The 24,825-nt window shown below is 73.1% G+C and carries 23 protein-coding genes; 16 read left to right on the forward strand and 7 right to left on the reverse strand.

Going from position 1 to position 24,825, the window contains the following annotated elements:
* The first annotated feature begins 2 nt into the window (after positions 1-2).
* The 6 genes from JJI54_RS32300 (at position 3) to JJI54_RS20565 (ending at position 7,634) form a co-directional block, all read left to right on the forward strand.
* The gene (locus JJI54_RS32300) at positions 3-803 is read left to right on the forward strand and encodes a CheR family methyltransferase (RefSeq protein WP_203074929.1); all 801 of its coding nucleotides are present in this window, start codon (positions 3-5) and stop codon (positions 801-803) included.
* Complete coding sequence (locus tag JJI54_RS20545; protein ID WP_203074930.1) at positions 796-1,944, forward strand: chemotaxis protein CheW; 1,149 nt, start codon at positions 796-798, stop codon at positions 1,942-1,944. Before JJI54_RS32300 ends, JJI54_RS20545 begins: the two co-directional genes overlap by 8 nt.
* Complete coding sequence (locus JJI54_RS20550; RefSeq protein WP_203074931.1) at positions 1,941-2,981, forward strand: chemotaxis protein CheB; 1,041 nt, start codon at positions 1,941-1,943, stop codon at positions 2,979-2,981. The genes JJI54_RS20545 and JJI54_RS20550 overlap by 4 nt, the downstream gene beginning before the upstream one ends.
* Complete coding sequence (locus JJI54_RS32990; protein WP_203074932.1) at positions 2,978-4,291, forward strand: response regulator; 1,314 nt, start codon at positions 2,978-2,980, stop codon at positions 4,289-4,291. The genes JJI54_RS20550 and JJI54_RS32990 overlap by 4 nt, the downstream gene beginning before the upstream one ends.
* 22 nt (positions 4,292-4,313) lie before the next feature.
* The gene (locus tag JJI54_RS20560) at positions 4,314-6,938 is read left to right on the forward strand and encodes a chemotaxis protein CheA (RefSeq protein WP_203074933.1); all 2,625 of its coding nucleotides are present in this window, start codon (positions 4,314-4,316) and stop codon (positions 6,936-6,938) included.
* 129 nt (positions 6,939-7,067) lie between these two features.
* Positions 7,068-7,634, forward strand: a complete 567-nt coding sequence (locus JJI54_RS20565) for a fasciclin domain-containing protein (RefSeq protein ID WP_203074934.1) — start codon at positions 7,068-7,070, stop codon at positions 7,632-7,634.
* An 84-nt stretch (positions 7,635-7,718) separates the two neighbouring features.
* Here the strand turns inward: JJI54_RS20565 and JJI54_RS20570 are convergent, their stop codons facing one another.
* The 3 genes from JJI54_RS20570 to JJI54_RS20580 all read right to left on the reverse strand — a co-directional run bounded on the left by JJI54_RS20570 (position 7,719) and on the right by JJI54_RS20580 (position 11,500).
* Positions 7,719-8,897 (reverse strand): PP2C family protein-serine/threonine phosphatase, encoded by a 1,179-nt coding sequence (locus JJI54_RS20570; RefSeq protein WP_203074935.1) that lies wholly within the window; start codon positions 8,895-8,897, stop codon positions 7,719-7,721.
* Positions 8,894-10,549, reverse strand: coding sequence for a methyl-accepting chemotaxis protein (locus tag JJI54_RS20575; protein ID WP_203074936.1), 1,656 nt, complete (start codon positions 10,547-10,549; stop codon positions 8,894-8,896). Before JJI54_RS20575 ends, JJI54_RS20570 begins: the two co-directional genes overlap by 4 nt.
* Positions 10,550-10,696: 147 nt before the next feature.
* Positions 10,697-11,500 (reverse strand): hypothetical protein, encoded by an 804-nt coding sequence (locus tag JJI54_RS20580; protein WP_203074937.1) that lies wholly within the window; start codon positions 11,498-11,500, stop codon positions 10,697-10,699.
* A 152-nt stretch (positions 11,501-11,652) separates the two neighbouring features.
* Between JJI54_RS20580 and JJI54_RS20585 the strand changes: the two genes are divergently transcribed.
* The 3 genes from JJI54_RS20585 to JJI54_RS20595 are packed head-to-tail and all read left to right on the forward strand — an operon-like array spanning position 11,653 to position 13,171.
* Positions 11,653-12,360 (forward strand): RraA family protein, encoded by a 708-nt coding sequence (locus JJI54_RS20585; RefSeq protein ID WP_203074938.1) that lies wholly within the window; start codon positions 11,653-11,655, stop codon positions 12,358-12,360.
* The gene (locus tag JJI54_RS20590; protein ID WP_203074939.1) at positions 12,357-12,722 is read left to right on the forward strand and encodes a hypothetical protein; all 366 of its coding nucleotides are present in this window, start codon (positions 12,357-12,359) and stop codon (positions 12,720-12,722) included. The genes JJI54_RS20585 and JJI54_RS20590 overlap by 4 nt, the downstream gene beginning before the upstream one ends.
* Positions 12,719-13,171: a thioesterase family protein gene (locus JJI54_RS20595; RefSeq protein ID WP_203074940.1), complete on the forward strand. Its 453-nt coding sequence runs from the start codon at positions 12,719-12,721 to the stop codon at positions 13,169-13,171. Before JJI54_RS20590 ends, JJI54_RS20595 begins: the two co-directional genes overlap by 4 nt.
* Here the strand turns inward: JJI54_RS20595 and JJI54_RS20600 are convergent.
* The 4 genes from JJI54_RS20600 to JJI54_RS20615 all read right to left on the reverse strand — a co-directional run bounded on the left by JJI54_RS20600 (position 13,152) and on the right by JJI54_RS20615 (position 18,023).
* A complete protein-coding gene (locus tag JJI54_RS20600) occupies positions 13,152-14,120 on the reverse strand; it encodes a Bug family tripartite tricarboxylate transporter substrate binding protein (protein WP_203074941.1) in 969 nt (322 codons plus the stop codon). The two genes, JJI54_RS20595 and JJI54_RS20600, sit on opposite strands and share 20 nt — an antisense overlap.
* 98 nt (positions 14,121-14,218) lie before the next feature.
* Positions 14,219-15,088 (reverse strand): DMT family transporter, encoded by an 870-nt coding sequence (locus JJI54_RS20605; RefSeq protein WP_203074942.1) that lies wholly within the window; start codon positions 15,086-15,088, stop codon positions 14,219-14,221.
* The gene (locus tag JJI54_RS20610) at positions 15,085-16,698 is read right to left on the reverse strand and encodes an amidohydrolase (protein ID WP_203074943.1); all 1,614 of its coding nucleotides are present in this window, start codon (positions 16,696-16,698) and stop codon (positions 15,085-15,087) included. The genes JJI54_RS20605 and JJI54_RS20610 overlap by 4 nt, the downstream gene beginning before the upstream one ends.
* 2 nt (positions 16,699-16,700) lie before the next feature.
* Positions 16,701-18,023, reverse strand: coding sequence for an NAD(P)/FAD-dependent oxidoreductase (locus JJI54_RS20615; protein WP_203074944.1), 1,323 nt, complete (start codon positions 18,021-18,023; stop codon positions 16,701-16,703).
* 106 nt (positions 18,024-18,129) lie between these two features.
* Here JJI54_RS20615 and JJI54_RS20620 point away from each other — a divergent pair, with 106 nt between their 5' ends.
* Genes JJI54_RS20620 through JJI54_RS20650 form a run of 7 tightly spaced genes read left to right on the forward strand, consistent with a single transcriptional unit; the run spans position 18,130 to position 24,759 of the window.
* Positions 18,130-19,239: an extracellular solute-binding protein gene (locus JJI54_RS20620; RefSeq protein WP_203074945.1), complete on the forward strand. Its 1,110-nt coding sequence runs from the start codon at positions 18,130-18,132 to the stop codon at positions 19,237-19,239.
* 37 nt (positions 19,240-19,276) lie between these two features.
* Positions 19,277-20,224 carry a 2-hydroxyacid dehydrogenase gene (locus JJI54_RS20625; RefSeq protein ID WP_318987541.1) on the forward strand — a complete coding sequence of 316 codons (948 nt, stop codon included), beginning with the start codon at positions 19,277-19,279 and terminating at the stop codon, positions 20,222-20,224.
* Between the two features lies 1 nt (position 20,225).
* Positions 20,226-20,993: a class II aldolase/adducin family protein gene (locus JJI54_RS20630; RefSeq protein WP_203074946.1), complete on the forward strand. Its 768-nt coding sequence runs from the start codon at positions 20,226-20,228 to the stop codon at positions 20,991-20,993.
* A gap of 4 nt (positions 20,994-20,997) precedes the next feature.
* The gene (locus JJI54_RS20635; RefSeq protein ID WP_203074947.1) at positions 20,998-22,095 is read left to right on the forward strand and encodes an ABC transporter ATP-binding protein; all 1,098 of its coding nucleotides are present in this window, start codon (positions 20,998-21,000) and stop codon (positions 22,093-22,095) included.
* Entirely contained in the window at positions 22,092-22,931 is an 840-nt protein-coding gene (locus JJI54_RS20640; protein ID WP_226381949.1) for an ABC transporter permease, read from the forward strand. The genes JJI54_RS20635 and JJI54_RS20640 overlap by 4 nt, the downstream gene beginning before the upstream one ends.
* A 3-nt stretch (positions 22,932-22,934) precedes the next feature.
* Positions 22,935-23,723: an ABC transporter permease gene (locus JJI54_RS20645; RefSeq protein ID WP_203074948.1), complete on the forward strand. Its 789-nt coding sequence runs from the start codon at positions 22,935-22,937 to the stop codon at positions 23,721-23,723.
* 10 nt (positions 23,724-23,733) lie between these two features.
* Entirely contained in the window at positions 23,734-24,759 is a 1,026-nt protein-coding gene (locus JJI54_RS20650) for a dimethylarginine dimethylaminohydrolase family protein (protein WP_203074949.1), read from the forward strand.
* Positions 24,760-24,825 lie beyond the last annotated feature (66 nt).

The raw sequence follows: 24,825 nt of genomic DNA on the forward strand, positions 1-24,825 counted from the left end.
GCGTGGCCGATCCCGGGTCGCAGGTCCTGGCCGCACCGCCCTTCGGCGCGGTGATGGAACGTCTTGAGGCCCTGGCGGGCTTCGCGGCCTCCGACGTGCTGATGAACCGGCTGGTCCGGGCGGCGGCGCTGGTGGCGCGGGTGCCGATGGACCGGCCGGGGCTCGACCATCCCGACTGGGCGGCGCTGCTGGATGCGGTGACGGTGCAGGAAACGCGGATGTTCCGCGCCTCCGCGCAGCTCGACCAGTTCCGCCAGATCGTGCTGCCGGAGCTGGCGCGGGGGGCGGAGGGCCGCTCGCTGGCCTTCGTCTCCGCGGGCTGCGCGACGGGGGAGGAAGCCTGGACCCTGGCGATCCTCGGCGCGCGATCGGGGCATCCCTGGCGGGTGCTGGGCATCGACGTCTGCCGCCCGGCGCTGGAGGCGGCGGAGGCCGGGCGCTACCGCCTCGGCCCGCCGGACGCGCTGCGGGAAGTGCGGGCGGAGGACCGGCTGCTGCTCGACATCGCGGAGGGGTGGTTCGAACCGGTGGCGGCGCTGCGGCCCGGCGTGCGCTTCCGGCGGGAGAACCTGCTGCGCTGCGGCCTGCCGGAGGGCAGCGCGGATGCGATCCTCTGCCGCAACGTGCTGATCTACATGACGGCGGAGGGGCGGCTGGCGGTGCTGCGGCAGCTGGCCGCGGCGCTGCGGCCGGGCGGGGCGCTGCTGCTCGGCCCGACCGATTCGCCGCCACCGGGGCTCGGCCTGCGGCTCTGGTCGCGGGAGCTGGTCGGCATCTGGCGGCGGGAGGGTGCCCTTGGTTGAGGCGCTGGTCGCCGGCGGGCAGGCCTTCCTGCTGCCCCAGGGTGCGCAGCCGGTGCCGGCGCAGCGCCTGCGCCCGGCGCCGCTCGCCGCCCCCGGGCTGCTGGGCATCGCCGTGATCGGCGGCCAGGCGCTGCCGGTGATGGCGGCCCAGGCCGGGCTGCCGGGCGGGGATGCCTGGGTGGTGATCGATGGCCCCGGCGGCCGCCTGGTGGTGGTGGGGGAGGCGCTGCTGGACGCGGCGCCACCCGGCGCGCTGCCGCTGGCGGCGCCGCGCATCGCCGCGCGGCCGGTGCCGGTCGCGGATGTGGTGGCCGGCAGCGGCTGGGCGGTGCCGGCCCGCGCGGGGCGCGCGCGGCTGGTGGCGATGGCCGCGGAAATCGGCGGGCTGCGCCTGGTGCTGCCCTTCGCGGCGCTGGAACGGGTGGTGCCCCTGCCGGCGATGCGCCCCGCCCCCGGCGCGGGGCCGGCGGCGCTGGGCTACGCGGTCGCGGCCGGCGCCCCGGTGCTGGTGCTGGACCCCGCCTGGGTGGGGGCGGCGCCGCTGGCGGAAGGACCGCCGCCCGGCCTGCTGGTGCTGTTCCGCCATGCCGGGAGGCGGCTCGGACTGCCCTGCCACCGGATCGAGCCGGCGCGGCCCGGCGAGGCGACGCTGGTGCAGCGCCTGGATGCCGCGATGCCGGAGCTGGCGGCGGCGCCGCTCGGCCAGGTGCTGGCGCCGCCGGTGCCGGAGCCCGTCCGCGCCCTGCTGGTCTGCGCCGCCGGCGGCCAGCCCTTCGCCCTGCCGGTGGAGGAGGTGCAGGCGGTGATCCCGCCCACCGCGCCGAGCCCGGCGCCGGAGGGACGGCTTTCCGCCTTCCGCGGCGTCACCGCCCATCGGGGGGATGTGCTGCCGGTGCTGGATGCCGGGGAGCGGCTGGGCCTCGGCCCCGTGCTGGCCGCGCCGGGGGCGGAGGCGCCGCTGCTGCGCCTGGCCGGGGCGCGGCCGGTGGCGCTGGCGGTTTCGGTCGTCACGGGCCTGCGCCGCATCCCGGAACGCCTGATCGCCGCCGTGGCGGGGGATGGGCTGGTGGCGGCCATCGCCGAATTCCAGGACGCGCCGCTGCCGGTCTGCCGCGCCGCCGTGCTCGGGGCCGCCCCTTGATCCGCGTCCTCGTCGTGGATGACAGCGGCTTCATGCGCATGGCGCTGCGCCGGATCATCGAGGCCGAGGGCGACCTGAAGGTGGTGGGCGAGGCCGCGGATGGCGAGGCCGGGGTGGAGCAGGCCGCGAAGCTGCGCCCCGACGTCATCGCCATGGATGTGGAAATGCCGAAGCTGGATGGGCTGGAGGCGACGCGCCGCGTGATGGCGCTGCCCGACCCGCCGGCGGTGCTGATGGTCAGCCACCATACCCGCGACGGATCGGCCACCGCGCTGGCGGCGCTGGACCGCGGCGCGGTCGATTACGTCTGCAAGGATGGGGACCTCGGCGGCGTCGATCTCGGCATGCTGGACCGGGAGCTGCGCAGCCGGCTGCGGCACTGGGCGGGGCAGCGCGCGGCGGTGCGGCCGACGGCGCGGGCGGCGGGGCCGGTGCGGGTGGTCAAGGCCGGGGGTGGATGCGACGTCGTCGTCGTCGGCGCCTCCACCGGCGGGCCGGATGCGCTCGCGGCCTTCCTGGCGGCGGCGGGGCGGCTGCCGGTGCCCTGCATCGTGGCGCAGCACATGCCGGCGGACCTGGCGCCCGACCTGGCGCAGCACCTGGCGCGCCTTTCCGGCGTGCCGGTGGGTGTCGGCCGGGCGGGGCAGGTGCTGATCCCGGGCGAGGTCACGGTGATCCCGGGCGGGACGGATGGGCACCTGGCGCGCCGGGCGGCGGGCGGGGAGGGCGGCCTGTCGCTTCGACTCGCCTCCGGACCGATGGCGGTGCATCCTTCCGTGGACCTGCTGTTCCAATCCGCCGCGCTGGTCGCGCGCCGCGCGCTGGGCGTGGTGCTGACCGGGATGGGGCGGGATGGGGAGCAGGGCGCCCGTGCCATGACGGAAAGGGGCATGCCCGTGCTGGCCCAGTCACCGGCAAGCTGCGTCGTCGCCGGGATGCCCGGCGCGGTCATCGAGTCCGGCCTGGCGGTGGAGACCGCGGACCCGGCGGGGCTCGGCCGCCGCGTGCAGGCGCTGACGCGGGAACGGGTCGCGTGACGCTCGACCGGGAGATGCTGGACGCCTTCGTGCCGGAGTTCGAGGCCGAGGCGGTGCGCCTGGCGATGGTGCGCGATGCCGTTGCCGCGCAGCGCGCGCTCGACCAGCTGCGCGCCATGGCCGCGGCGCTGGGCGCGCCATCGCTGACGCGGATGCTGGAGGATGCGGGCCTGGCGCTCGATCCGCTCGACCTGCCGGCGCTGCACCAGGCGGCGGAAGCGCTGGCCCGCCAGGCCCGCGCGGTGGCGGAGGCGGGGGCGGATGTGGCGCCCGTGCCGGCCGCGGCCCCGGCGGCACCCCCGGCCGCAGCGCCGGCGCCGAGCCTCGACCGGGAGATCCTGGATGCGCTGGCGCCGGAATTCGAGGAAGCCTGCGCCCGGCTGGCGGCGGCGGGCGATGGGGCGGCCGCCGGCCGGGCGCTGGATGGGCTGCGGGCGCTGGCGGGGGCGGCCGGGCTCGCTTCCCTGAAGCTGCTGCTGGACCGGGCCCTGCCGCTGCTCGACCCCTTCGATGCCGGCGGGCTCCGCGCCCTGGCGGCGGTGCTGTCGGCGCATGCCGCGCGGATCGTGGCGGCGGGCGAGGACCTGCCGCCGCCGGCGGAGCCCGCGCCCGCCCCGCCTGCAGGGCCGGCGGCGCTGGACCCGGAGATGCTGGCGGCCTTCGCGCCGGAATTCCAGGCCGGCTGCGCGCGGCTGGCCGCCGCGGCGGAGGAGGCGGAGGCCGCGCGCGCCGCCGATTCGCTGCGGGCGATGGCGGAGGCGCTGGGCCTCGATTCGCTCCGCGCGCTGCTGGCGGAGCCGCCCTTCGATGCGATGGCGCTGGCCGCCCATGCCGCCGCCATCGCCATCGCCGGCCACGACCTGCCCTTCGCCCCCGCCGCGCCCGTTCAGGCGAAGCGGCGGGTGCTGGTGGTGGATGACAGCGCCATGATGCGCCGCCTGGTGCGGGAAACGCTGGCCGCGGACCCGGATTTCGAGGTGGTGGGAGAGGCGCCGGACGGCCTCCGCGCCCTCGCCGCGCTTCGCGAATACCGGCCCGACCTGACCATGCTGGACATCGAGATGCCGGAACTGGATGGCATCGGGGTGATGCGGCGCTGGGCGCTGGAGGGGATCGGCGCGGTCGTCATCGTCTCCTCCGCCGCGCGGCCGGGCTCGGCCACGGCGGTGGAGGCCAGGCGGCTCGGCGTCGCGGGCATCGTCGGCAAGCCGTCCGGCGCCCTCAGCCCCGATCTGAAGCAGCGGCAGGGGGAGGCCCTGATCCGCACCGCCCGCCGCGCGGCCGGGCTGCCGGTGGAGGCCGCGCCATGATCCCCGGGTCGCGGAGCGGCCGATGATCGAGGATGACGGCCTCTGGCAGGAATTCGCGGGCGAGTCGGAGGAACACCTCGACGCCATCGAACGCGTCCTGGCAGGCGGCTCGGCGGCGGATCGCGCGGCGGTGGACCGGCTGTTCCGCGCCTTCCATTCGCTGAAGGGCATGTCGGATGCGCTGGGCGCGCCGGGCATGAAGAACGTGGCGCACCGGGCGGAGGATATCCTCGGCCTGGCGCGCAACGGGAAGCTGGCGGTGGAAGGGGCGGTCGCGGATGCGCTGCTGGCGGCGGTGGACGTGCTGCGCCGCCAGCGCGCGGTGGTGATCGACCAGCACAAGGACGTGCCGGCCCCGGCGGAGCTGCTGGCGCGGCTCGGCGCCCTGGCGGATGGCAATGCGCCGCCCCCGCCGCCCCGGCCCGCGCCGGCGCCCGCCGTCACCGCCGCGCCCGCGCCGGGCCCGGCGGCGGCGCTGCTCGGCGCGCTGGCGTCCCGCACGGCGGAGGCCGCGCCCCTCTTGGCCGCGCTGGCGGTGGAACGGCGGCCGGACGCGCTGCGGGAGGCCGCGGACCTGGGCGATGCCGCGCGGATGCTCGGGCTCGGGCGCCTCGGCGCCGGCTTCGACCGCCTGGCGGCTGAAGCCGGGGGCGCGGGGGCGCTGGCGGCGCTGGGCGGGTTGCGGCGCCTGCTGGCGCTGCTGGAAGGCGAGGCCGGCGAGCCCGCCGGGGCCGAGCGCCTGGCCGGCGCGCCCGGCACCGAATCGGCCGCGCTCGGCCCGCGCCTGGCCGCGCTGGCGCTGCAGGCGGAGGCGGTGACCGCGGGCGGCGACGCGACGGCGGCCATGCTCGCGGCGCAGGACGCGGCGGAGGTCGCCGCCGCCTTCGGGCTGGAGGGCCTGGAACACCTGCTGCTGGCGCTGGCGGACCTGGCGGACCGCGCGAGCGACCCCGACGCGGCCGCGACGCTGGCGGCGCAGGGGCCGGTCATCGCCGACCGGCTGCGCAGCGCGGCGGAAGGCGGGCTCAACGCCCTGCGCCAGGCGCAGGAGGTGGGGCCCGGCCCCGAACAGGCCGATGGCCGGATTCCCGCCGTCTTCGCGCCGCTGCTGGGCGCGGAGGGGCGGCGCCGCGCGCTGGCGGCGTTGGAGGGCGGGCGGGTTCTCTACCGCCTTCGCATGGCGACCGGGGTGCCGGCGGAAGCCGAGGCCGCCGTGGCCGCCGCCCTGGCGGCGGAGGCGGAGGTGCTGACCAGCCGCACCGTGCTGGACGCGAACCCCCCCCACCTCGACATGCTGGTGGCCGGCCCGGCGGAAGCCGATGCGCTGTCGCGCGCCCTGACCGCCGCCGATCCCGCCCGCGCCGTGGTGCTGGACCTGGCGCCGGTGGAGGCCGGGACGGGCACGCCGGAAGCCCAGCCGCCGATGCGGGCGGCGCCGGTCACGCTGCGCGTGCGGCAGGAGACGATCGACCAGATCATCGCGCTGGAAGCCGAGGTCCGCGCCGCCTCCCTCGCCCTGGCGGAGGCGCTGACCGATGGCGGGATGACGGAGGCGCTGGCCAGCCTCGGCGCGCTGGAACGCCGGCTTGCCGGCGGCGCGGGCCGCGAACTGGGCCAGGCCATCGGCCGGCTGCGGCAGGTGCAGGAGGCGCTGGAGCGCGCGGAGAACCGCCTGGCCGTCGGGATGCGGCGGCTGGATGATTCGGTGATGGAGCTGCGCGTCGTGCCGGTCGGCACGCTGTTCGGGCGGCTGCCGCGCGTGGTCCGCGCCGTCGCCCAGGCCTCCGCCAAGGAGGTGGAGCTGGTGATGGAGGGCGAGGACGTCACCATCGACCGCAGCCTGGTCGAGCTGCTGGCTGACCCGCTGCTGCACCTGACGCGCAATGCGGTGGACCACGGGATCGAGAAGCCGGAGGAGCGGGAGGCCGCGGGCAAGCCGCGCCGCGCGACGCTGCGCGTTTCCGCCGCCCGCCGTACCGGCCAGGTGCGGGTGCGGGTCAGCGAGGATGGCCGCGGCATCGATCGCGGCCGCGTCCTGGCCCGCGCCATCGCCCGCGGCCTGGTGAGCGAGGAGCAGGCGGCGCGGATGAGCGAGGAGGAGGTGCATGCGCTGCTCTTCCGCCCCGGCTTCTCCACCGCCGAGACCATCACGGAGACCTCCGGCCGCGGCGTCGGGCTGGATGTGGTGCAGGATGCAATCCGCCGCGCCGGGGGCACGGTGGAGATCGCGAGCGCGCCGGGGCAGGGGACGAGCTTCACGCTGCGCCTGCCGCTGACTGCCGCGGTGCAGCCCGTGCTGCTGGTGGAGGTCGGCGGCCATCCCTACGCCCTGCCGGCGGCGCGGGTGGAGGCGGTGCTGGACGGCGCGGCGGCGCCGGGCTGCGAGGTGCTGCCGCTGGCCGCTGTGCTCGGCCTGCCGGCGGAGGAGGCGCGGGGCACGGGCGCCATCGTCATCGTGAAGTCGGGCGGCCGGTCCTTCGGCCTGGCGGTGGGCGCGGTGCAGCGGCGGACGGATTTGCTGCTGCGGCCGCTGCATCCGGCGCTGGCGGCGCTGCCGGGGATCGGCGGCGTCGGCGTGCTGGGCAATGGGGAGCCCGTGGTGGTGCTGGAGCCGGATGGCTTCGCGCCGGAGGGCGCGGTGGGCTGATGGCGAACCGGGAGCGCACCGGTTGCCTCCCCCTGCTGGACGCTGCGGCGCGGGGCGGGTAGAGGCTCCCACCCAATCCAACCCGGCGCCGCCCGCTTCGCGCCGGATTCTGACAGGAAGGACCTGCCCGTGATTTCCCGACGCCACGCGCTCGGCGCCGGCGGCCTGACGCTGCTGCTGGCCGCCTGCCAGACCCCCACCCCGCCGCGCATCGTGCCGGAGGACGGCACGATCGACATCCTGAGCCTGCTGCGCAGCAAGCCGGAGCATACGCGGTTCGTGAACGCGCTGGTGATCAGCGGTGCGACGTCCCGCCTCGGCCGGCAGAATGGCGCGGTGACGCTGTTCGTGCCGACGAACGAGTCGCTGAACGGCCTGCCCGCGGCGACGCTGGCGCTGCTGGACAACCCGCCGGCGCAGCCGACGGAGGCGCAGCGCGCGCTGATCCAGCGGCTGGTCTTCGGCAATGCGGCCTGGGGCCTGCTGCGCTTCCCGGACATCGCGGCGCGCCGCAACACCATCGTCACCTGGGACCGCGCCCGCCTGACCGTGACCGCGACCGGCGAGCGCACCGCGCGCCTGGCCCGTGAGGGCGTGACGCTCGCCGCCGGCCGCCCGGCCCCGGAAGTGACGCGCGGCAACGTGCTGGCCAGCGACGGCGTCTTCCACGTCACCAACGGCTTCGTCGCCGGCTGACCGGCGACGGTTCAGGGCCGGTTCGGGGCCCTGGTCCCTTTGGGCGATAGGGTCCGGTGAAGGCAGCGCCTTCCCCGGACGCCTTCACCCCGCGTGCTTCAACGCCAGCGCCGTGATGTCATCCGCCTGCGGCGCGCCATCTGCGAAGGCGCCGACCGCGCGCAGCACGGTCTCCACCACCGTCCGCGGATCCGTCCCCGCCCCCGCCAGCGCCGCCATCAGCCGCGCCTGGCCGAAGAAGCCGCCCTGGTTGTCCTCGGCTTCCGACACGCCATCGGAATAGCAGAACAGCGATTCGCCCTGCGCCAGGGCGAAGGCGTCGGAGGCATAGGGAATGCCCTCCATCACGCCGAGCGCGGGCTGGCGGCGCAGCGGGCCGAGCAGGCGCGGGGCCTCGCCGCCCAGCACCACAGGCAGGTCATGGCCGGCCACCGCGACGCGGCCCTGGCCGGTGGTGCCATCGATCACGCCGAGCACGACGGTGACGAAGGTCTGGCTTTCGTTCTCCGCCGAGAGGTCGTCATTCGCCATGGCAAGGATGTCGCCGGGATCGGGCGCGGCGCCTTCGGCGGAAAGCCGCTTCGCCGCCGCGCGCATCAGCCCCAGCGTGCGCGCCATGGTGAGCCCCGCCGGGGCGCCCTTGCCGGAGACGTCGGCCACGGCGAAGAGCATGTGCTTCGCATCCAGCCGCAGGCAGTCATAGAGATCCCCGCCCACCTGCCGCGCCGGGACCATGGCGGCGTGGACGGAAAGCGCGCCGGTCGCCGCCGCCGCGAAGTCCCGCGGCACGAGGGAGAGCTGCGCGGCGCGGGCGGATTCCAGCTCCGCCTCCAGCGCATGCAGCCGGGCATCGGCCACTTCCCGCAGCCGCTTCTTCTCCAGCACCGCGCCGAGGCGCGCGCGCAGCAGCGGCGGGTCGAAGGATTTCGGCAGGTAGTCCTCGGCACCCAGCTCGATGCAGCGGACGATCTTCTCCATCTCCGTCAGGGCGGAGATGACGATGACGGGCGGCGCCGCGCCGCGGGCGGCGTGCAGCTGTTCCAGCACGCCGATGCCATCCAGGTTCGGCATCTCCAGGTCCAGCAGCACCACGTCGAAGCGCTGGCGTTCCAGGGCGGCCAGGCCCTGCACGCCATCCTCCGCCATCGTGACCTTCGCGTAGCCGAGTTCGCCGAGCCGGCGCTTCAGCACCAGGCGGTTGAAGCTGCTGTCATCGACGACAAGGATCTCGACATCCCCGTCCATGGTCTGCTGCCCGCTCATGCCCCGTTCCGATCGGAAGCCATCGCCTCCACCACCGCCCGTGTCTCCGACGCCAGCTTGGAGAGGTCGATCATCGTCACCGTGATCTCTTCCGCCGCCGTCGCATTGGACTGGCCGATGCGCGACAGGGTGCTGACGCGATCGGTGATGGAGGTGACCGTCGCCTGCTGCTCCTCCATCGCCACCGCGATGGCACCGGCGAGGCGCGCGCTTTCCGTCACGATCGCCTCCAGCTCATCCATCGCCTCGCCCACCGCGGCGGCGGTGCCGCTGCCCTCGCGCGTGCGCCGGCCGGCGACGAGGACGACATCCGCGATCTCCTGCGCCAGCGTCTCGCTGCTCGCCGCCAGCGCCCGCACTTCCTCCGCCACCACGGCGAGGCCCCGGCCGTGTTCGCCGGCGCGCGCGGCCTCGATCGCCGCGTTGATGGCCAGGATGTTGGTCTGGGTCGCGATCTTGGCGATGGTGCCGGCGATGCGCGTGACGCGTTCGGTATCCTCCGCGACGGCGTCAACCAGCTCGATCAGGCTGCGGAGCTTCACCAGGTTCTCCGCCAACAGGGCCTTCGATTCATCGGCGCGGTCGCTGCTCTCCTGCGTGGTGCGGCCAACCTCCCGCACCGCGTCCTGCGTCTGGCCCAGCGCTTCCTCCACCTGGCGGAGTTCCGCGAGCTGGGTCATCGCGCCGTCGCTGACCTGGCCGATGGCATCCGATGCCTGGGTGGTGGCGATGGCGGTGCGGCGCGCATTCTCCAGCGCCGTCTCCGTCAGGTTGCGGGCGGCGACGAGGTTGTCGCGGAACACCAGCACGGCGCGCGCCATGTCGCCCACCTGGTCGGTGCGATCCGCACCCGGCACGCCGGTTTCCACCGCGCCGCGGGAGAGGCTGACCATCGCGCCCGCCAGCCGGCCGAGTGGCCGGGCGAGCCCCTGCACCAGCACCATCCACACCAGCGCGCAGCCCACCAGCCCGACCGCGCCGGCGCCCATGACGATGGTGCGCGCCTGGCGTTCCAACTCATGCGCCGCGGCGAGGGAGGCGTCGGAGCGTCGCTTCACCTCCGCCCGCGCGGCGGTCGCCACGCGGTTGAAGGCGCTGGCGAAGTCCAGCCATTCCTCATGCAGCGGCGCGAATTGCGCGCGCTGGCGGGCGGCGAAGGCGGCGCGCACCTGTTCGGTGAATTCCGGCAGCCGCCGCGCCATGTCCACGCCGCCGCCCATGACGATGGGGTCGATATCGGCGGCCAGAAGGCGGTTCACGGCCTCGAAGGACTGGCTCACCAATTCGCCGTTGCGGACCATGCGGTTGGCGGTGGGCGCGGGCTGCAGCACGCCCGCGATGACGCTGGCGAAGGCCGAGGAGAAGTCGGCGACATGCAGCGCGAGCTCGTCCACCGCCGCATCGGCTTCGCGGTCGCGCCCGCCGAACTGCTCGATGATCGCGAGCTGGCGGGCGACGACGACGAGAGCCGAGCCCGAGAGCAGGCCGACGACCATCAGCATGAGCAGCGTGATCAGGCCGGCGCGCACGCCGATGCGGCCCAGCCAGCCGCGCAGCCCACCACCGCCGGGCTGGGCCGGGGCGGCATCCGCGCCATCGGCCGCTGCCGCGCGGCCGCCGCTGCCGCGCAGCGTGACGTCCGGCTTCGTCATGCCGCCGCGCCCCGCGCGTTCCGGGGCAACGTGGCGGGGCAGGGGCGCTTGTGAGCCATGGGACGGTCCGGGCCGGGTTCTCTCAACCGGGGGTGAGGCTACAGGCCGCGCACCCCGGCAACAAGCGCGGCCAGGCGACGTGCCGGTTCAGGCCCGGGTGGCGCCGCGCATCAGGCGCAGCGGGTCCTGCCGGACCTCCGCCCAGCTGTCCCAGCCGGGCGCGGGCGGCGGTGTCGCCCGCCCGATGGCGCGACCCTCCAGGCCCGGGAAGCGCTGCAGGATGAGCGGCAGGTCGGCCTCGGCATCCGCATGCCGGACCAGGCGCGAGAAATCGCAGCGGTAGGTGTTCCCGAACACGCGCCCCGCCTGCCCGCAGGCCGTCTCCATGGCCTCCCGCGACGCGAAGCCGACGGAGCCCTGCGCCAGGCCATAGGCCCCGACATAGGTCACCTCCCCACCACGCACGAGCAGGGCGGCCGGCGGCACGCGGCGGGTGATCCAGGCATGCTCGCGCAGGCCGTTGCTGTAGGCGACCGTCAGGTCATAGACCTGCAGCGCGGTGATCACGCAGGGGCCGGCGGGAAGCCGGAAGGCGAAGGGGGTGGCCTCCAGCGCCAGGTTCCCGTCCTCCATGCGCCGCGTCTCCTGGCCCATGCCCACGAAGGCGCCACGGCGGGTGAGGGGAAGGCTGTGCGCCTGGCCGGCCGCATCCACGATGCGCAGCCGGTAGCTGCGGCCATACCGGTCGCGCCGCAGATTGGCCTCGTCATGGATGTAGGCCAGCAGGCCGATGCCGGCCACGATCCCCTCCCCGGCCGGCAGGGCGCCGATCTGGTCCGGCCGCAGCAGCGAATCCGGCTCCGCCGGCGGAATGGGGTTCTGCACGGTGCAGCCGGCGAGGCCGGCCACGGCGCCGCCGAGCAGAAGGCGGCGGGAGAGGGGGCGTGGCATGGGGGTCCTGTGCTGCGTCGCGTCCGGCGCATCCTGGATCGGCGTGCAGAGTCGGAACAATCCGCGCGCGCGGCGCCGGGCGCCCGGTTTGACGCGCGGCGCCCAGCGCCGGATGCTCCCCCACGCGCCACGACGCAGGAGGAAACCCAACCATGGCCGAGCATCCCTTCACGGCGGAAGACCTTGAGACCCTGCGGCAGTGGGACACGCCGACCATCTGCAACGCGCTGGAATTCGTCGCCCCGCAGCGGCGTGGCCACGGCTTCACCGTGCGGCCCATGGTCTGCGCCGATCCGAAGCTGCCGCCGATCTGCGGCCTGGCGCGCACGGGCACGATCCGCGCCGCCCAGCCCTCCGGCCGCCCGAAGGACCAGGACCGCGCGCTGCGCATCGGCTGGTACGAGTATGTGGAACGCGCCAGCCTGCCGACCATCGTGGTGCTGCAGGACCTGGACGACACGCCCGGCGTCGGCGCCTTCTGGGGCGAGGTGCATACGGCCGTCCACAAGGCGCTCGGCGCGCAGGGCTGCGTGACCAATGGCTCGATCCGCGACCTCGACATGCTGGCGCCCGGCTTCCAGCTGGTGGCGGGCGTGGTCAATCCGTCCCACGCCTATGTCCACCTCGTCGCCTATGGGCAGGAGGTGACGGTGCACGGCATGCATGTGAAGCATGAGGACGTGATCCATGCCGACCGCCACGGCGCGGTGGTGATCCCGCATGACGTGGTGCGGCTGATCCCGGCCGCGATCGAACTCGGCGCGCGGAAGGAGAAGGTGATCCTCGACCTCTGCAAATCGCCCGATTTCAGCGCGGCGAAGCTGGCCGAGGCGCTGTCCAAGGCGGACGAGATCCATTGAGGGCACTGGCAGCGCTGATCGTGGCGCTGCCGGCCGCGGCGCAGGCGCCGGGGTGGGAGGCTGCGGTCATCCCCCTGGCCCCCGCGCTGCGCGCCTGCCTGGAGGGCCAGGCGGGCGCGATGGTGGTGGATGCCTGGGCGCTGCCGGGCGGGCGCGTGGCGGCGCGGCTGCTGCGGCCGGGCGGTGCGCGGGAGGATTGCGTGGCGGCGGGCGCGGTGGAATCGCGCTCACCCGCCGGCGCGGCCCGCCCCGGCGAGGGGCTGCGCGCCTTCATGCTGGAACGCCGCTGCGTGGATGCCTGGCGGGTCACGGACCCCACGGGGCGCGAACTGGGCTGGCTGGCCTATCCGGAGTGTGGATGAGACCGACGATCTGCCACGTCCGCCCCGAATGGGTGGACCACTACGGCCACATGAACCTGGCCTACTACCTCGTGGCCTTCGACCTCGCGACCGACCTGGTCTGGCCGGATTGGGGGCTCGGCGCGCCCTTGCGGGAGGCCGGCTTCGGCACCTTCGCCGTCGAATCCTGGCAGGGCTACCGGCGGGAGGTGACGCTCGGCATGCCATTGGCCGGGGAGAGCGTGCTGGCCGACTACGACCATCGGCGCCTGCTGGTGAAGCACCGGCTGTACCACGCGACCGAGGGCTGGCTTTCCGCGGAGAACGAGGTGCTGTTCCTCTGCGTGAACCTCGCCACGCGCCGGGCCGGGCTGTGGCCGGAGACGACCCTGGCGCGCTTCGTGGAGAAGCGCGGGACGGAGGCGCCGGAGCGCCTCCGCCTCACGCGCGTCAGTCCAGCCGCAGGTTGAGCGGGCGGATCACGGCGGCCCAGCGTTCGCGGTCCGCGGTGATGAAGGCGCGCGCCTGGTCGGGCGTGCCGCTGACGGGCAGGATGCCCTGGGTGCGGAAGACCTCCTGCGCCGCGGGGCTGCGCAGCGCCTCCGCGCTGGCCTCGGCGACGCGGGTGGCCGCGGCCGCCGGCATGCGGGCGGGGCCGACCAGGCCGAACCAGTTGGCGGCATCCAGCTGCATGCCCTGTTCGCGCAGCGTCGGCACATTGGGCAGCAGCGGCACGCGGGTGGAGGAGCCGATGCCCAGCACCTTCACGCGCCCGTCGCGGGAGAGCGATTCGGCCGGCCCCGCATTCATGAACATCGCATCCACCTGCGCCGCGACCAGCGCGGTATAGGCCGGCGCCGCGCCCGTATAGGGCACGTGCAGCATGTCGAGCCCCGCGGCCGCGATGACGCGCGCGGCGGCGAGGTGGGAGGTGGAGCCGATGCCCCAGGAGGCATAGGTGAGCGCGCCCGGCCGGCTGCGCGCCAGCGCCACGAAGGCATCGAGCGTATCCGTGCCGAGGCCGGAGCGCACGACGAGGGCGAAGGGGCCATCGGCGAAGAGCGTGATGGGCAGGAAATCCGCCATCGGGTCATAGGCCAGGCGCTGATAGACCAGCGGGTTCACCGCATGCGTCTCCGCACTCGCCACGAACAGCGTGTGGCCATCGGGGCGCGCCTGCGCCACGAACTGCGCGCCGACCGCGCCATTGGCGCCCGGGCGATTGTCCACCACCACGGGCTGGCCGATGACCGGCGCCATGGCGGTGGCCAGCGCCCGCGTCACCACATCGGTGGCACCGCCGGCATTCCAGGGCACGACGATGCGGATGGGCTGGTCCGGGAAGGCGAGGGCAGGGGCGGCGAGCGGCAGCAGGGCGGCGGCGCCGAGCAGCGCGCGGCGCGAGACCGTGGTCGTCATCGGCGGGGAGCCTCCGGGCAAGGGCGGCGCGGGCCGCGAAGTTGTCCGGACATGTCAGCCGACCATTCCGTTTGTGTCAAATCATGCGAATCCCGGCATCACTCGCCGCGATTGATCACCCAGATTCCGGCGCCGACCAGCAGCAGCGATGCCAGAAGCGCCGGCGTCACCGCCTCCCCCAGCAACAGCCAGCCGCAGGCGACGCCGAAGGCGGGCGTCAGGAACAGGAAGGGCGCGAAGGCGGAGGCCGCGTGCCGCTTCACCAGCCAGAACCAGGCGAGGTAGCTGACGACGGCGATGCCCAGCACCTGGAAGGCCAGCGACCCCAGCACGCGCGGCGACGGGTCGAAGACCCCGCGCTCCCCGATCGCATAGCCCAGCGGGATCAGCAGGGCGGAGACGGCGAGCTGGTAGAGCAGCGTGCGTTCGGAGGCGATGCGCGTCAGGCCGCTCGCCTTGATGGTCACCATCGTCCCGCCCCAGAAGAGGCCGGAGGCGAGGCCGATGAGGTCGCCCATCAGCGCCCCATCGCCGGGCGCGCCGAGCCGGTCCGCGAAGAGCACGGGGACGGAGGCGAAGGCGATGACGAGCCCCATGAGCTTGCGCCGCGTCAGCCGGTCCCCGCGCACGAGGAAATGGGCGCCGATCACGGCGAAGAAGGGCGCGGTGTAGAGCAGCACGACGACGCGCGCGGCACTGGTCAGTTCCAGCGCGCGGAAGATGGCCCAGAACTCGGCCGAGAAAAGCAGCCCCGCCAGCAGCCCGGCCGGCAGCGTGCCATCCCGCCGGAACACCGTGACGCCGCGCAGCCGGCACCAGAGCAGGATGAAGGGGATGGCGAGCGCCGAGCGCAGCCCGGCCTGGACGAGGGGCGAGATGCCCTCGCCGCCCCACTTCATCGTCACCTGCGCGAAGCCCCAGGCGGCGCAGAGCGCCACCAGCAGCACCGCATCGCGGGCGGGCATCATGCCTGGTGCCGGATCACCCCGCCGACGATGGTGGCGCGGACCTTCGTCTCCGCGATCGCGGCCGGGTCGCCATCCAGCACGTCCCGGTCCAGAACGATGAGGTCGGCCAGCTTGCCGATCTCCAGCGAGCCCTTCTCGTGTTCCTCCCGCTGCGCCCAGGCGCCGAGCCAGGTATAGGCGTGCACGGCCTCACGCGGCGTGATCGCCTCCCGCGCATCGAGGTCCGTGCCGCCGGTGGTGCGGCGGTTCACCATGGCGGCGAGCGCGGTCCAGGGGGAGACGCGGCAGACCGCGAAGTCGGAATGGCCGGGGGCGGGCACGCCCGCATCGATGAGGCTGCGATGCGGCCACATCCAGCGCATCGCCTCCTGCCCGCGATTGGCGGCATACGCCTCCCCGAGTTCGTCCATGAAGCCGGTCGCCGAACTGTCCACGAAGCCGCCGCGCTTGAGCCGCGCCAGGATCGACGGCGTCACGTAGCAGCAATGCTCGACGCGCATCCGGTGGTCGTCGATGGGATGGGCGGCGAGCGCGGCCTCCATGACGTCCAGCGCGAAGTCGATTCCGCGGTCGCCGACGCCCTCGATCATCACCTGCAGCCCAGCCTTGTGGGCGGCGGTGGCGCGCTGGGTCAGGTCCTCCCGCTCATAGAGCAGCATGCCGGTATTGGGCACGGGCTCACCCGGCACCGGCGTGCCGAGATAGGGGTCCCAATAGGCGGCGGTGCGGCCGGAGGTCGAGCAATCCGGGCACCACTCCACGCCCACAAGCCTCAGCCATTCATCGCCGAAGCCGGATCGGATGCCGGCGCCGATGAGGTGGGGGATCAAGGGCTCGTCGCGGCCACTCGCGATGATCCCCATCCGCATCCGCCAGCGGCCGTCGCGGTGCATGCGCTGGTAGGCGCTGATCGCCTTCGAAGGACACAGCGAATTGGCGACTGACGAGATGCCGGCGGCCAGGCACTGGTCCTGCACCATCTCCATGCCGTCCGCGATGTCGGCCTCGCTGTCCTGGCCATGGACGGCGTTGAGGAAGACATGCGCCGCCGTCTCCCGCACCAGGCCCGTCAGGCGCCCCTCATGCTTGTCGAAGCGGCCGAAGGCAGGGTCGGGCGTCTCCGCCGTGACGCCGCAGGCCGCGAAGGCGGCGGAGTTGGCGAGGCCGAGATGGCCATCCGTCCGCAGGATGAAGATCGGCCGGCCGAGGCTGGCGGCATCGAGTTCCGCCAGAGTCGGGTAGCCGCCGCAGGCGCGTTCGTTCAGCCGGTAGAAAGCCGCCCAGCGGCCCGGCGCCACGGCCTCGCAGCGGCGCCGGATCGTCGCCAGCAATTCATCCCGCGTCCGCACGCGGTCCGGGGAGACGAGGGTCCAGGCGCGCAGCCGGATGGCATAGGCATCCGGGTGCGCGTGGCTGTCCACGATGCCCGGCAGCACGCGCTGCCCCTCCGCATCCAGCACCTTGGTGCCGGGGCCGATGAGGTCCCGGATCGCGGCGCTGTCGCCCAGCGCGACGATGCGGCCATGCAGGGCGGCCAGCGCGCCGCATTCGGTGCCGGCCGCGTCCATCGTCGCGATGCGGCCGTTCAGCAGGACGAAATCGGGATGCATGGTCAGCCCACCAGCCGGTCGATGTGGTCCCGCACCTTGTAGTAGTTGCCGACGATCGGCAGGAACCAGGGCGTGCCCGTGTAGGTCGGCTGGGTCGGGAAGGGCAGGCCATCCAGCGCGAAGGGCGCATTCGCCGCGCCCGCCAGCTTCAGCGCGACATTGTGGCCGAGCCAGGTCGCCATGGCGACGCCGCTGCCCTGGCACCCCGCGGCGTAATGCATGCCGTCCTGCACGCCGATATGCGGCAGCAGGTCGAAGGTGAAGGCGACATAGCCGGTCCAGGCATGGGTGATCTTCACCCCCGCCAAATCCGGGAAGGTCTGCAGCATCGTGTCATACAGCGCCGGCGCCGCCTGTTCCGCCGTCGCCGCGCGGAAACTGGCGCGCCCGCCCCAGAGCACGCGCTTCCCGTCCGGCGAGGGCCGGAAATAGTTCAGCACGCGCTTGCTGTCGCTGATCATGCGGCGGCCCGGAAACAGCCGGTCCATCGTCTCCGGCGGCAGCTCCTCCGTCGCGATGATGTAGGAATTGAGCGGGATGAGGCGCTTCGCGAGCCAGGGCAGGGCGGTGCCGCGCGCATCCTTCGTATACCCGTTGGTCGTGACCAGCACGGCATCGGCGCGCAGCTCGCCCTTGTCCGTCGCGACGCGGAAGCCGCTGCCGCCTCGCGTCACGCCGGTGACGCGCACGCCATCCACCAGCCGCGCGCCCGCCTTCTCCGCCGCCTGCGCCAGGCCGCGCGCGTATTTGCCGGGATGCAGGCTGCCGGTGGCGGCGGCGGCCATGCCGCCCTCGTAGTGATCGCTGCCGACGAACTCCCGCTGCCGGGATTTCGGCACCATCTCGGTCGGCAGGCCCGTCACCTCCGCGATCCAGCCGGCGCGCGCCTCCATGGCCTTGTAGTGCGCGCGGGACCAGGCGCCGGTGTAGCGGCCGCAGCGGACATAGTCGCAGTCGATCCCCTCCCGCGCGATCGTCTCCTCGATGAAGGGGAAGGACGCCGCGGCGGCGCCGGCGATGGCGCGGCCCTTCTCCTCCCCGTATTTCGCCGCGAGCCCGGTGGAGGCCACCTTCAGCCCGCCCGAGACCATGCCGCCATTGCGGGAGGAGGCACCCCAGCCGATGCGCTCCGCATCGATCACCGTGACCTCATGCCCGAGGCGCCGCAGCGTCAGCGCGGCGGACAGGCCGGCATAGCCGCCGCCGATGATGGCGATCGGCGTCTGGTCCGGCAGGGCGTTGTCGCGGTCCGGCGGCTCGGCCGCTTCCCACCACCAGGGACGGGCCTTAAAGCCGGGGGCGGCGATGGAGTGAAGATCGGTCATTGCCCGCGCGCGCGTCCCGCTGTTGACTGATGGGCATGAGGTTCCCGCCGGACGCCGTCCGGATCAAGGGGACCCACGGGAGCTTCCTGGCGAAGGGGTCGAAGGCATGCAGACGTTCCAGCAGGATTGCATCGAGCTGGCCTGGCGCAAGTTCAACCGGGGGGAGGTCAGCCGCCGCACGCTGCTGGCGGGCCTGGCGGCCTTGGGCGCCGCGCCGATGCTGGGGGGCGAAGCCCAGGCCCAGGCCGCGCGCAACCTGGTGATGGTGAACTGGGGCGGCATCGCCAATGACGGCTTCGGCCGCTTCTATGGCGAGCCTTTCGCCGCCGCGAATCCGGGCTGGCGCGTGGTGCAGGACAGCACCGGGCCCTCCGCCGGGCGCATCCGGTCCATGGTGGAAAGCGGGCGCGTCACCTGGGACCTCTGCGACAGCTCCGCCACCTCCGCCACGCTGCTGGGCGGGCTGAACCTGCTGAACCGCATCGACTACAACGTCGTGGACCGCAACAACGTCATCGGCCCGACCTTCGCGCTGGACCACGGCGCGGCGCCCTATTCCTTCAGCAACGTCCTTGTCTATGACAGCACCAAGTTCCCGAATGGCGGGCCGACGAGCTGGGCGGATTTCTGGGATCTCCGCCGCTTCCCCGGCACGCGGCTGCTGCGGCGCGACGCGGCCGGCGCGCTGGACGCGGCGCAGATGGCGCTGGGGAAGGACCCGGCGAACCTCTACCCGCTCGACATCCGCGCCTGCATCGCCAAGGTGCGGGAGATCCGGCGCAACTGCGTCTTCTGGAACAGCGGTTCCGAATCGGAGCAGTTCATCCGCACGGGCGAGGCGGTGATGGGCCAGATCTGGCACACCCGCGCCAAGGTGCTGGAGCAGGAGAGCAACGGCCGCTTCAAGCACATCTGGAACCAGGGCATCCTGCAGCCCGGCATCTTCGTCAGCCCCCGCGGCAATCCTGGGGGCGAGATGGTGCAGCGGCTGCTGGCCTCCATGCTGTCCAACCCGGAACAGCAGGTGGAACTGCTGAAGTTCCTCGGCAACGGCCCGACCAACCCGCGCGCCGCGGCCCTGGTGCCGGAGGAATTCAAGCGCTTCAACCCGACCGACCCCGCCAATGCCCGCGTGCAGGTCGCGCAGAACGGCACCTGGTGGGGCGGCGTCTATGCCCAGGCCAATGCCGACTATATCGACATGGTGACGGGCTGAGGGCACTCTCGCTGCGTTGCAGCAAGCGAGGCGCCGCGTGGCGAAACCCATCCTCCTGGTGAAGTCCGGCGGCGAGGCGGCGGTGGCGGAATGGCAGGCCCATTTCGCCGCCTGCGCGCCGCAGGTCGAGGTGCGGTGGTGGGACGACGCCGGCGTGGCGGCGGAGGATGTGCGCTACGTGCTGGTGTGGGACCCGGAGCCGGGCCGCATCGCGCGCCTGCCCAACCTCCGCGTGATCTTCGGTGCCGGCGCGGGCGTGGACTTCATCACCCGCGACCCGGATCTGCCCAGGCACATCCCCCTGATGCGCATGGCGACGGAGGGGGCGGCCCAGCGCATGGGCGAATTCGTCTGCTGGTCGGCGCTGTCCCTGCTGCGCGGCGCAAGGCGGATCGCGCTGCAGCAGGCGGCGCGCGACTTCACCTATTTCGATGGGCTGGGCCTGGCCACGGAAACGACGGTCGGCGTGATGGGCCTCGGCCATATGGGCGCGCAGGCCGCGACGATGCTGCGCGGCCTCGGCTTCCCCGTCATCGGCTGGTCCCGCACGCCGAAGGCGATCCCGGGGGTGGAGGGCTTCGTCGGCGCCGGGGCGCGCGATGCCTTCCTGGCGCGCAGCCAGATCCTCGTCTGCCTGCTGCCCTCGACGCCGGAGACCAACGGCATCCTGGCGGCGCCCCTCTTCGCGAAGCTGCCGAAGGGCGCGGGGCTGGTGAATGTCGGGCGCGGCGCGCACCAGAAGATCGAGGACGTGATCGCGGCGCTCGATTCCGGCCAGCTCTCCAGCGCCGTGCTGGATGTGTTCGAGACGGAGCCGCTGCCCGCGGACAGCCCGATCTGGACCCACCCCAAGGCGATCGTCACGCCGCACATCGCCAGCCTGCCGACGCGGCGGGAACGCGCGGAACACGTGGCCCGCGCCATCGCCGCGCATGAACGGGGCGAGCCGCTGCGCAACCTGTTCGACCACGCGCGCGGCTACTGAGATGCTGCCCCCGCCGCCCGTCCGGCCCGACCCCGCCCATGTGCCGACCGAGCGCGAGTTGCGGGAGGACCTGGCGGCGGCCTATCGCCTCATCGCCCTGTTCGGCATGACGGACCTGGTCTTCACCCATCTCTCCGTCCGCGTGCCGGGGGAGGGGCATCGCTTCCTGGTCAACCCCTATGGCCTGCTGTTCGAGGAAGTGACGGCTTCCAGCCTGGTGCTGGTGGACGCCGAGGGCGAGCCGCGGCAGCAGACCAGCTGGCCCGTGAACCCGGCGGGCTTCGTCATCCATTCCGCCGTCCATCTCGGCCGGGCGGATGCGAATTGCGTGATGCACACGCATACGCTGGCCGGCATGGCCGTGGCCGCGCAGCGCGATGCGCTGCTGCCGCTGAACCAGATGATGATGGAGTTCATCGGCCGCGTCGCCGTCCATGACTACGAAGGCGTGGCAACGGACGAGAACATGTCGGAGCGCGAGCGCCTGGTGAGGGACCTCGGCGACAAGCCTGCGATGATCCTGCGGCATCACGGGCTGCTGACCGTCGGCCGCACGGTCGCGGAGGCCTTCTACTGGATGTACTACCTGGAGCAGTCCTGCCGCATCCAGCTGGCCGCGCAATCCAGCGGCGCGCCGCTCGCCGTGGCGCCGGCGGAGGCGGTGGCGCGCACGCAGCGCCTGTTCGACACCGGGCCCACCAAGGGCTGGTTGCCCTGGCAGGCGCTGCGGCGGAAACTCGATCGCGAACAGCCTGGCTACAAGGACTGACCGGATGTCGGGAACGGGCCATGCCCTCGCGCTGCGGGGGCTGACCAAGCGCTATGGCGGCTTCATCGCCGTCGATTCCGTCTCGCTCAAGGTGGAGCGCGGCGAGTTCCTGACGCTGCTCGGCCCCTCCGGCAGCGGCAAGACGACGATCCTGATGTGCATCGCTGGCTTCGTGGCGCCCACGGAAGGCGCGGTGCTGCTGGATGGCGCGGACATCACGCCGCTGCCGCCGGAACGCCGCGACTTCGGCATGGTGTTCCAGGGCTATGCGCTGTTCCCGCACATGACGGTGGCCGAGAACGTCGCCTTCCCGCTCCGCGTCCGCAAGCTCGGCGCCGCGGAGCGGGAGGCGAAGGTGCGCGCGGCGCTGGACCTCGTGCAGCTCTCGGGCTTCGCGGAACGCCTGCCGCGCCAGCTTTCCGGCGGCCAGCAGCAGCGCGTGGCGCTGGCCCGCGCGCTGGTCTTCGACCCCGCCCTGCTGCTGCTGGATGAGCCACTGAGCGCCCTCGACAAGAAGCTGCGCGCGGAGTTGCAGGAGGAGCTGAAGGCGCTGCACCGCCGCGTCGGCCGCACCTTCGTCAATGTGACGCATGACCAGGAGGAGGCGCTGTCCCTCTCCGACCGCGTCGCCATCCTCAACCACGGCAAGCTGGTGCAGGAAGGCCCGCCCGCGCATCTCTACGAACATCCGCGCACGCGCTTCGTGGCGGACTTCCTCGGCAAGTCCAACTTCCTGCACGGGTCGGTGCAGGAAAGCGTGCCCGGCGGCTTCGTGATCGGCGCGGGCGCTACGCGCATCCTGCAGGCGGTGGCGGAAAACCACCGCCCCGCCCATGGCAGCCCCGTGCTGCTGAGCCTGCGGCCGGAGAAGATCGCCCTGCTGAACGAGGATGATGCCGCCGACAACGTCGTCATCGGCCGCATCGCCGCCTGGTCCTACCTCGGTGCCGGCTACACGCTGGTGGTGGAGACGCCGGACCTCGGCGCGCTGCGCGTGGCGCTGCCGACCTGGCAGGCCCCGATCGCGCCGAGCGAGGGGCTTGCCGTGCGCCTCGGCTGGAGTTCGACGGCCAGCGTCCCGGTGGTGGAGGATGCGCCTTGATCCGCCGGCAGGATGCAGGCTGGTGGCTGCTGATCCTGCCCGCCTTCCTGCTGATGACCGCCTTCTACATCGCCCCCATCGCGCAGGTGCTGGCGATCTCCTTCACCGAGCCCGCGCCCGGCCTCGGCAACTACGAACGCCTCTTCACCAGCGAAAGCGTGCAGCGCGTGATCGTCACGACGCTGCGCATCTGCACCATCACCACCGCCCTCGCGCTGCTGCTGGGCTATGTGCTGGCCTATCGCATCGCGCTGGCGAATGAGGCCGCGCGGCGCTGGTGGATCCTGGCCGTGCTCGTGCCGCTCTGGATCAGCGTGCTGGTCCGCGCCTTCGCCTGGGTCACGCTGCTGCGCCGCCAGGGCCTGGTGAACAACGCGCTGATGGAAGCGGGCGTGATCAATGAGCCGCTGCAACTCGTCTGGAACGAATTCGGCATCATCGTCGGCATGGTGCACTACATGGTCCCCTACGCCGTGCTGCCGCTGCTGGCGAGCATGCGGGAGATCGATCCGCGCCTGCTGGCCGCCGCGCGGGGCCTCGGCGCGCCGCGCTTCACCATCTTCCGCCGCATCTTCCTGCCGCTCTCGCTGCCCGGGCTGATCGCGGCGGGCGTGCTGGTCTTCATCTTCTCGCTCGGCTTCTACATCACGCCGGCCATCCTCGGCGGCGGCAAGACGCTGATGGTGGCGGAATGGATCGGGCTGCAGATCCTCGACCTCATCCGCTGGGGCCTCGGCACCATGATGGCCACGGTGCTTGTCGTGGCCATCCTCGCCACGCTCGCGATCTTCTCCCGCGTCGTGGACCTCAGGCGCGTCTTCGGCACGGGGGCCTGAGCGATGGACCACGCGCATCGCCCCGGCCGATGGACCGTGGCCGCGGCCTGGATGGTCGCGATCTACCTGGTGCTGCCGATCAGCATCGTCATCCCCGTCTCGCTGACGGACCAGCGATTCCTCTCCCTGCCGCAGGAAGCGCTGAGCCTCCGCCACTACGCCACCGTGCTGGGCAGCGAGGCCTGGCTGGGATCGATCTGGCAATCCTTCCTGATCGCGGTTGCCGCCACCGTCATCGCCGTGGTGGCCGGCACGCTCTGCGCCATCGGCTGCTGGCGCCTGTCGCGACGTTCGACGGAACTCGTGCGGGCGCTGATGCTGCTGCCGATCATCATCCCCTCCATCGTCTATGCCGTCGGCCTCTACCGCTACTTCGCGAAGATCGACCTGCTGGACCGCTTCCTCGGCGTTGCCATCGCGCATGGCGTCACCGGCATCCCCTATGTCGTCATCACCGTCTCAACTGCGCTGGCCGCTTTCGACCCAAGGCTGGAACAGGCGGCGCGGGGCATGGGCGCCTCGCTGTCGCAGACGCTGCGCTGGGTGATCCTGCCGCGCATCGCGCCGGGCATCGTCTCCGGCGCCATCTTCGCCTTCATCCATAGCTGGGATGAGTTGGTGATCGTGCTCTTCATCGCCTCCCGCGATGTCTTCACCCTGCCGCGCCGCATCTGGGACGGCATCAACGAGAACCTGGACCCCGCCATGGCCGCCGTCGCCGTGCTGCTGGTGGTCTTCACCCTTGGCCTGCTGCTGCTGGACCTGGCGCTGCGCCGGCGCCGCGACGCCTGAGGAAACGACCATGCAAAAGACCCCGCCCAGCTTCGCGATGAGCGAGTTCGACCACCGCTACAACATGCTGATCGAGCGCTTCGCCAGCGAACCCGATCCCGCCTTCGAAAGCGCGTCGGAGCAAGCCTTCGTCTGGGGCCGCGAATGGGGCTGCAACTCCGATATCGGCCGCCTCCGCCTCGTGCTCATGCACCGCCCGGGGGAGGAGATGCGGGTGGTGGACACGCTGCCCCATATCCCGGAACTCAACGCCTTCGGGGACCCCGCGACCGGCGCCTATTGGCGCGGCAATCTCCGCCCGACGCTGGAGGAACAGCAGGCGCAGCATGATGCGCTGGTGGCCGCGCTGCGCGAGGAAGGTGTGGAGGTCGTGTACCTCAAGCGCGCCGCCGCAGGGCGCCACAAGTCGATCTACACGCGCGATTCCTGCATCGGCATCAAGGGCGGCGCCATCGTCACCCGCATGGGCCCGCGCATCCGGCGTGGCGAGGAAGCGCCGGTGACCGAAACCCTCGCTGCCATCGGCATGCCCATTCTGCGGACCATCCACGGCACCGGCCTGATGGAAGGCGGCAGCTTCGCCTATATCCGCCCCGACGTCGCCGTCGTCGGCGTCTCCTCCCGCGTCAATGAGGAAGGCGCGCGGCAGCTGGAGCAAGTGCTGGCGGTGCAGGGCACGCGCCTGATCCGCGTGCAGATTCCCGGCTACCGCCTGCACATCGACGGCGGCTTCGTGATGATCCACCACGACGTCGCCATCGTGAATCCCTCCATGCTGCCCTTCGTCTTCATGGAGGAGCTGAAGCGCCTCGGCATCCGCATGATCCCGGTGAACCACGAGGATCCGTCCTGGACGGTGAACTGCCTGGCCGTGGCACCTGGCCGCGTCATCATGAGCGACCGCGTCAGCGCGCGCACGCAGGATGCGCTGGACAGGGCCGGCATCTCCATCCGCCTGGTGGATTACGATCGCGTCGGGCTTGGCGGCGGCGGCATCCACTGCTCGACGAGCCCGCTGGTGCGCGACCCCGTCTGAGGCGCGCTTCACGGCAACGTCATCGCCGGCGCCGCCCGGGGCGCCGCCGTTGTCTCGATTGTTGAT

Origin of the sequence: Falsiroseomonas ponticola (assembly GCF_016805305.1) — a bacterium.
In the GTDB taxonomy this organism is placed as follows: domain Bacteria; phylum Pseudomonadota; class Alphaproteobacteria; order Acetobacterales; family Acetobacteraceae; genus Falsiroseomonas; species Falsiroseomonas ponticola.

Coding starts and splice junctions, on each gene's coding strand:
- JJI54_RS20645 (WP_203074948.1), top strand. CDS start 22,935: ATGGACCACGCGCATCGCCCCGGCCGATGGACCGTGGCCGCGGCCTGG.
- JJI54_RS20585 (WP_203074938.1), top strand. CDS start 11,653: ATGGCCGAGCATCCCTTCACGGCGGAAGACCTTGAGACCCTGCGGCAG.
- JJI54_RS20595 (WP_203074940.1), top strand. CDS start 12,719: ATGAGACCGACGATCTGCCACGTCCGCCCCGAATGGGTGGACCACTAC.
- JJI54_RS20620 (WP_203074945.1), top strand. CDS start 18,130: ATGCAGACGTTCCAGCAGGATTGCATCGAGCTGGCCTGGCGCAAGTTC.
- JJI54_RS20575 (WP_203074936.1), bottom strand. CDS start 10,549: ATGACGAAGCCGGACGTCACGCTGCGCGGCAGCGGCGGCCGCGCGGCA.
- JJI54_RS20570 (WP_203074935.1), bottom strand. CDS start 8,897: ATGAGCGGGCAGCAGACCATGGACGGGGATGTCGAGATCCTTGTCGTC.
- JJI54_RS20605 (WP_203074942.1), bottom strand. CDS start 15,088: ATGATGCCCGCCCGCGATGCGGTGCTGCTGGTGGCGCTCTGCGCCGCC.
- JJI54_RS20560 (WP_203074933.1), top strand. CDS start 4,314: ATGATCGAGGATGACGGCCTCTGGCAGGAATTCGCGGGCGAGTCGGAG.
- JJI54_RS20600 (WP_203074941.1), bottom strand. CDS start 14,120: ATGACGACCACGGTCTCGCGCCGCGCGCTGCTCGGCGCCGCCGCCCTG.
- JJI54_RS20630 (WP_203074946.1), top strand. CDS start 20,226: ATGCTGCCCCCGCCGCCCGTCCGGCCCGACCCCGCCCATGTGCCGACC.
- JJI54_RS20610 (WP_203074943.1), bottom strand. CDS start 16,698: ATGCATCCCGATTTCGTCCTGCTGAACGGCCGCATCGCGACGATGGAC.
- JJI54_RS20635 (WP_203074947.1), top strand. CDS start 20,998: ATGTCGGGAACGGGCCATGCCCTCGCGCTGCGGGGGCTGACCAAGCGC.
- JJI54_RS20580 (WP_203074937.1), bottom strand. CDS start 11,500: ATGCCACGCCCCCTCTCCCGCCGCCTTCTGCTCGGCGGCGCCGTGGCC.
- JJI54_RS20650 (WP_203074949.1), top strand. CDS start 23,734: ATGCAAAAGACCCCGCCCAGCTTCGCGATGAGCGAGTTCGACCACCGC.
- JJI54_RS20615 (WP_203074944.1), bottom strand. CDS start 18,023: ATGACCGATCTTCACTCCATCGCCGCCCCCGGCTTTAAGGCCCGTCCC.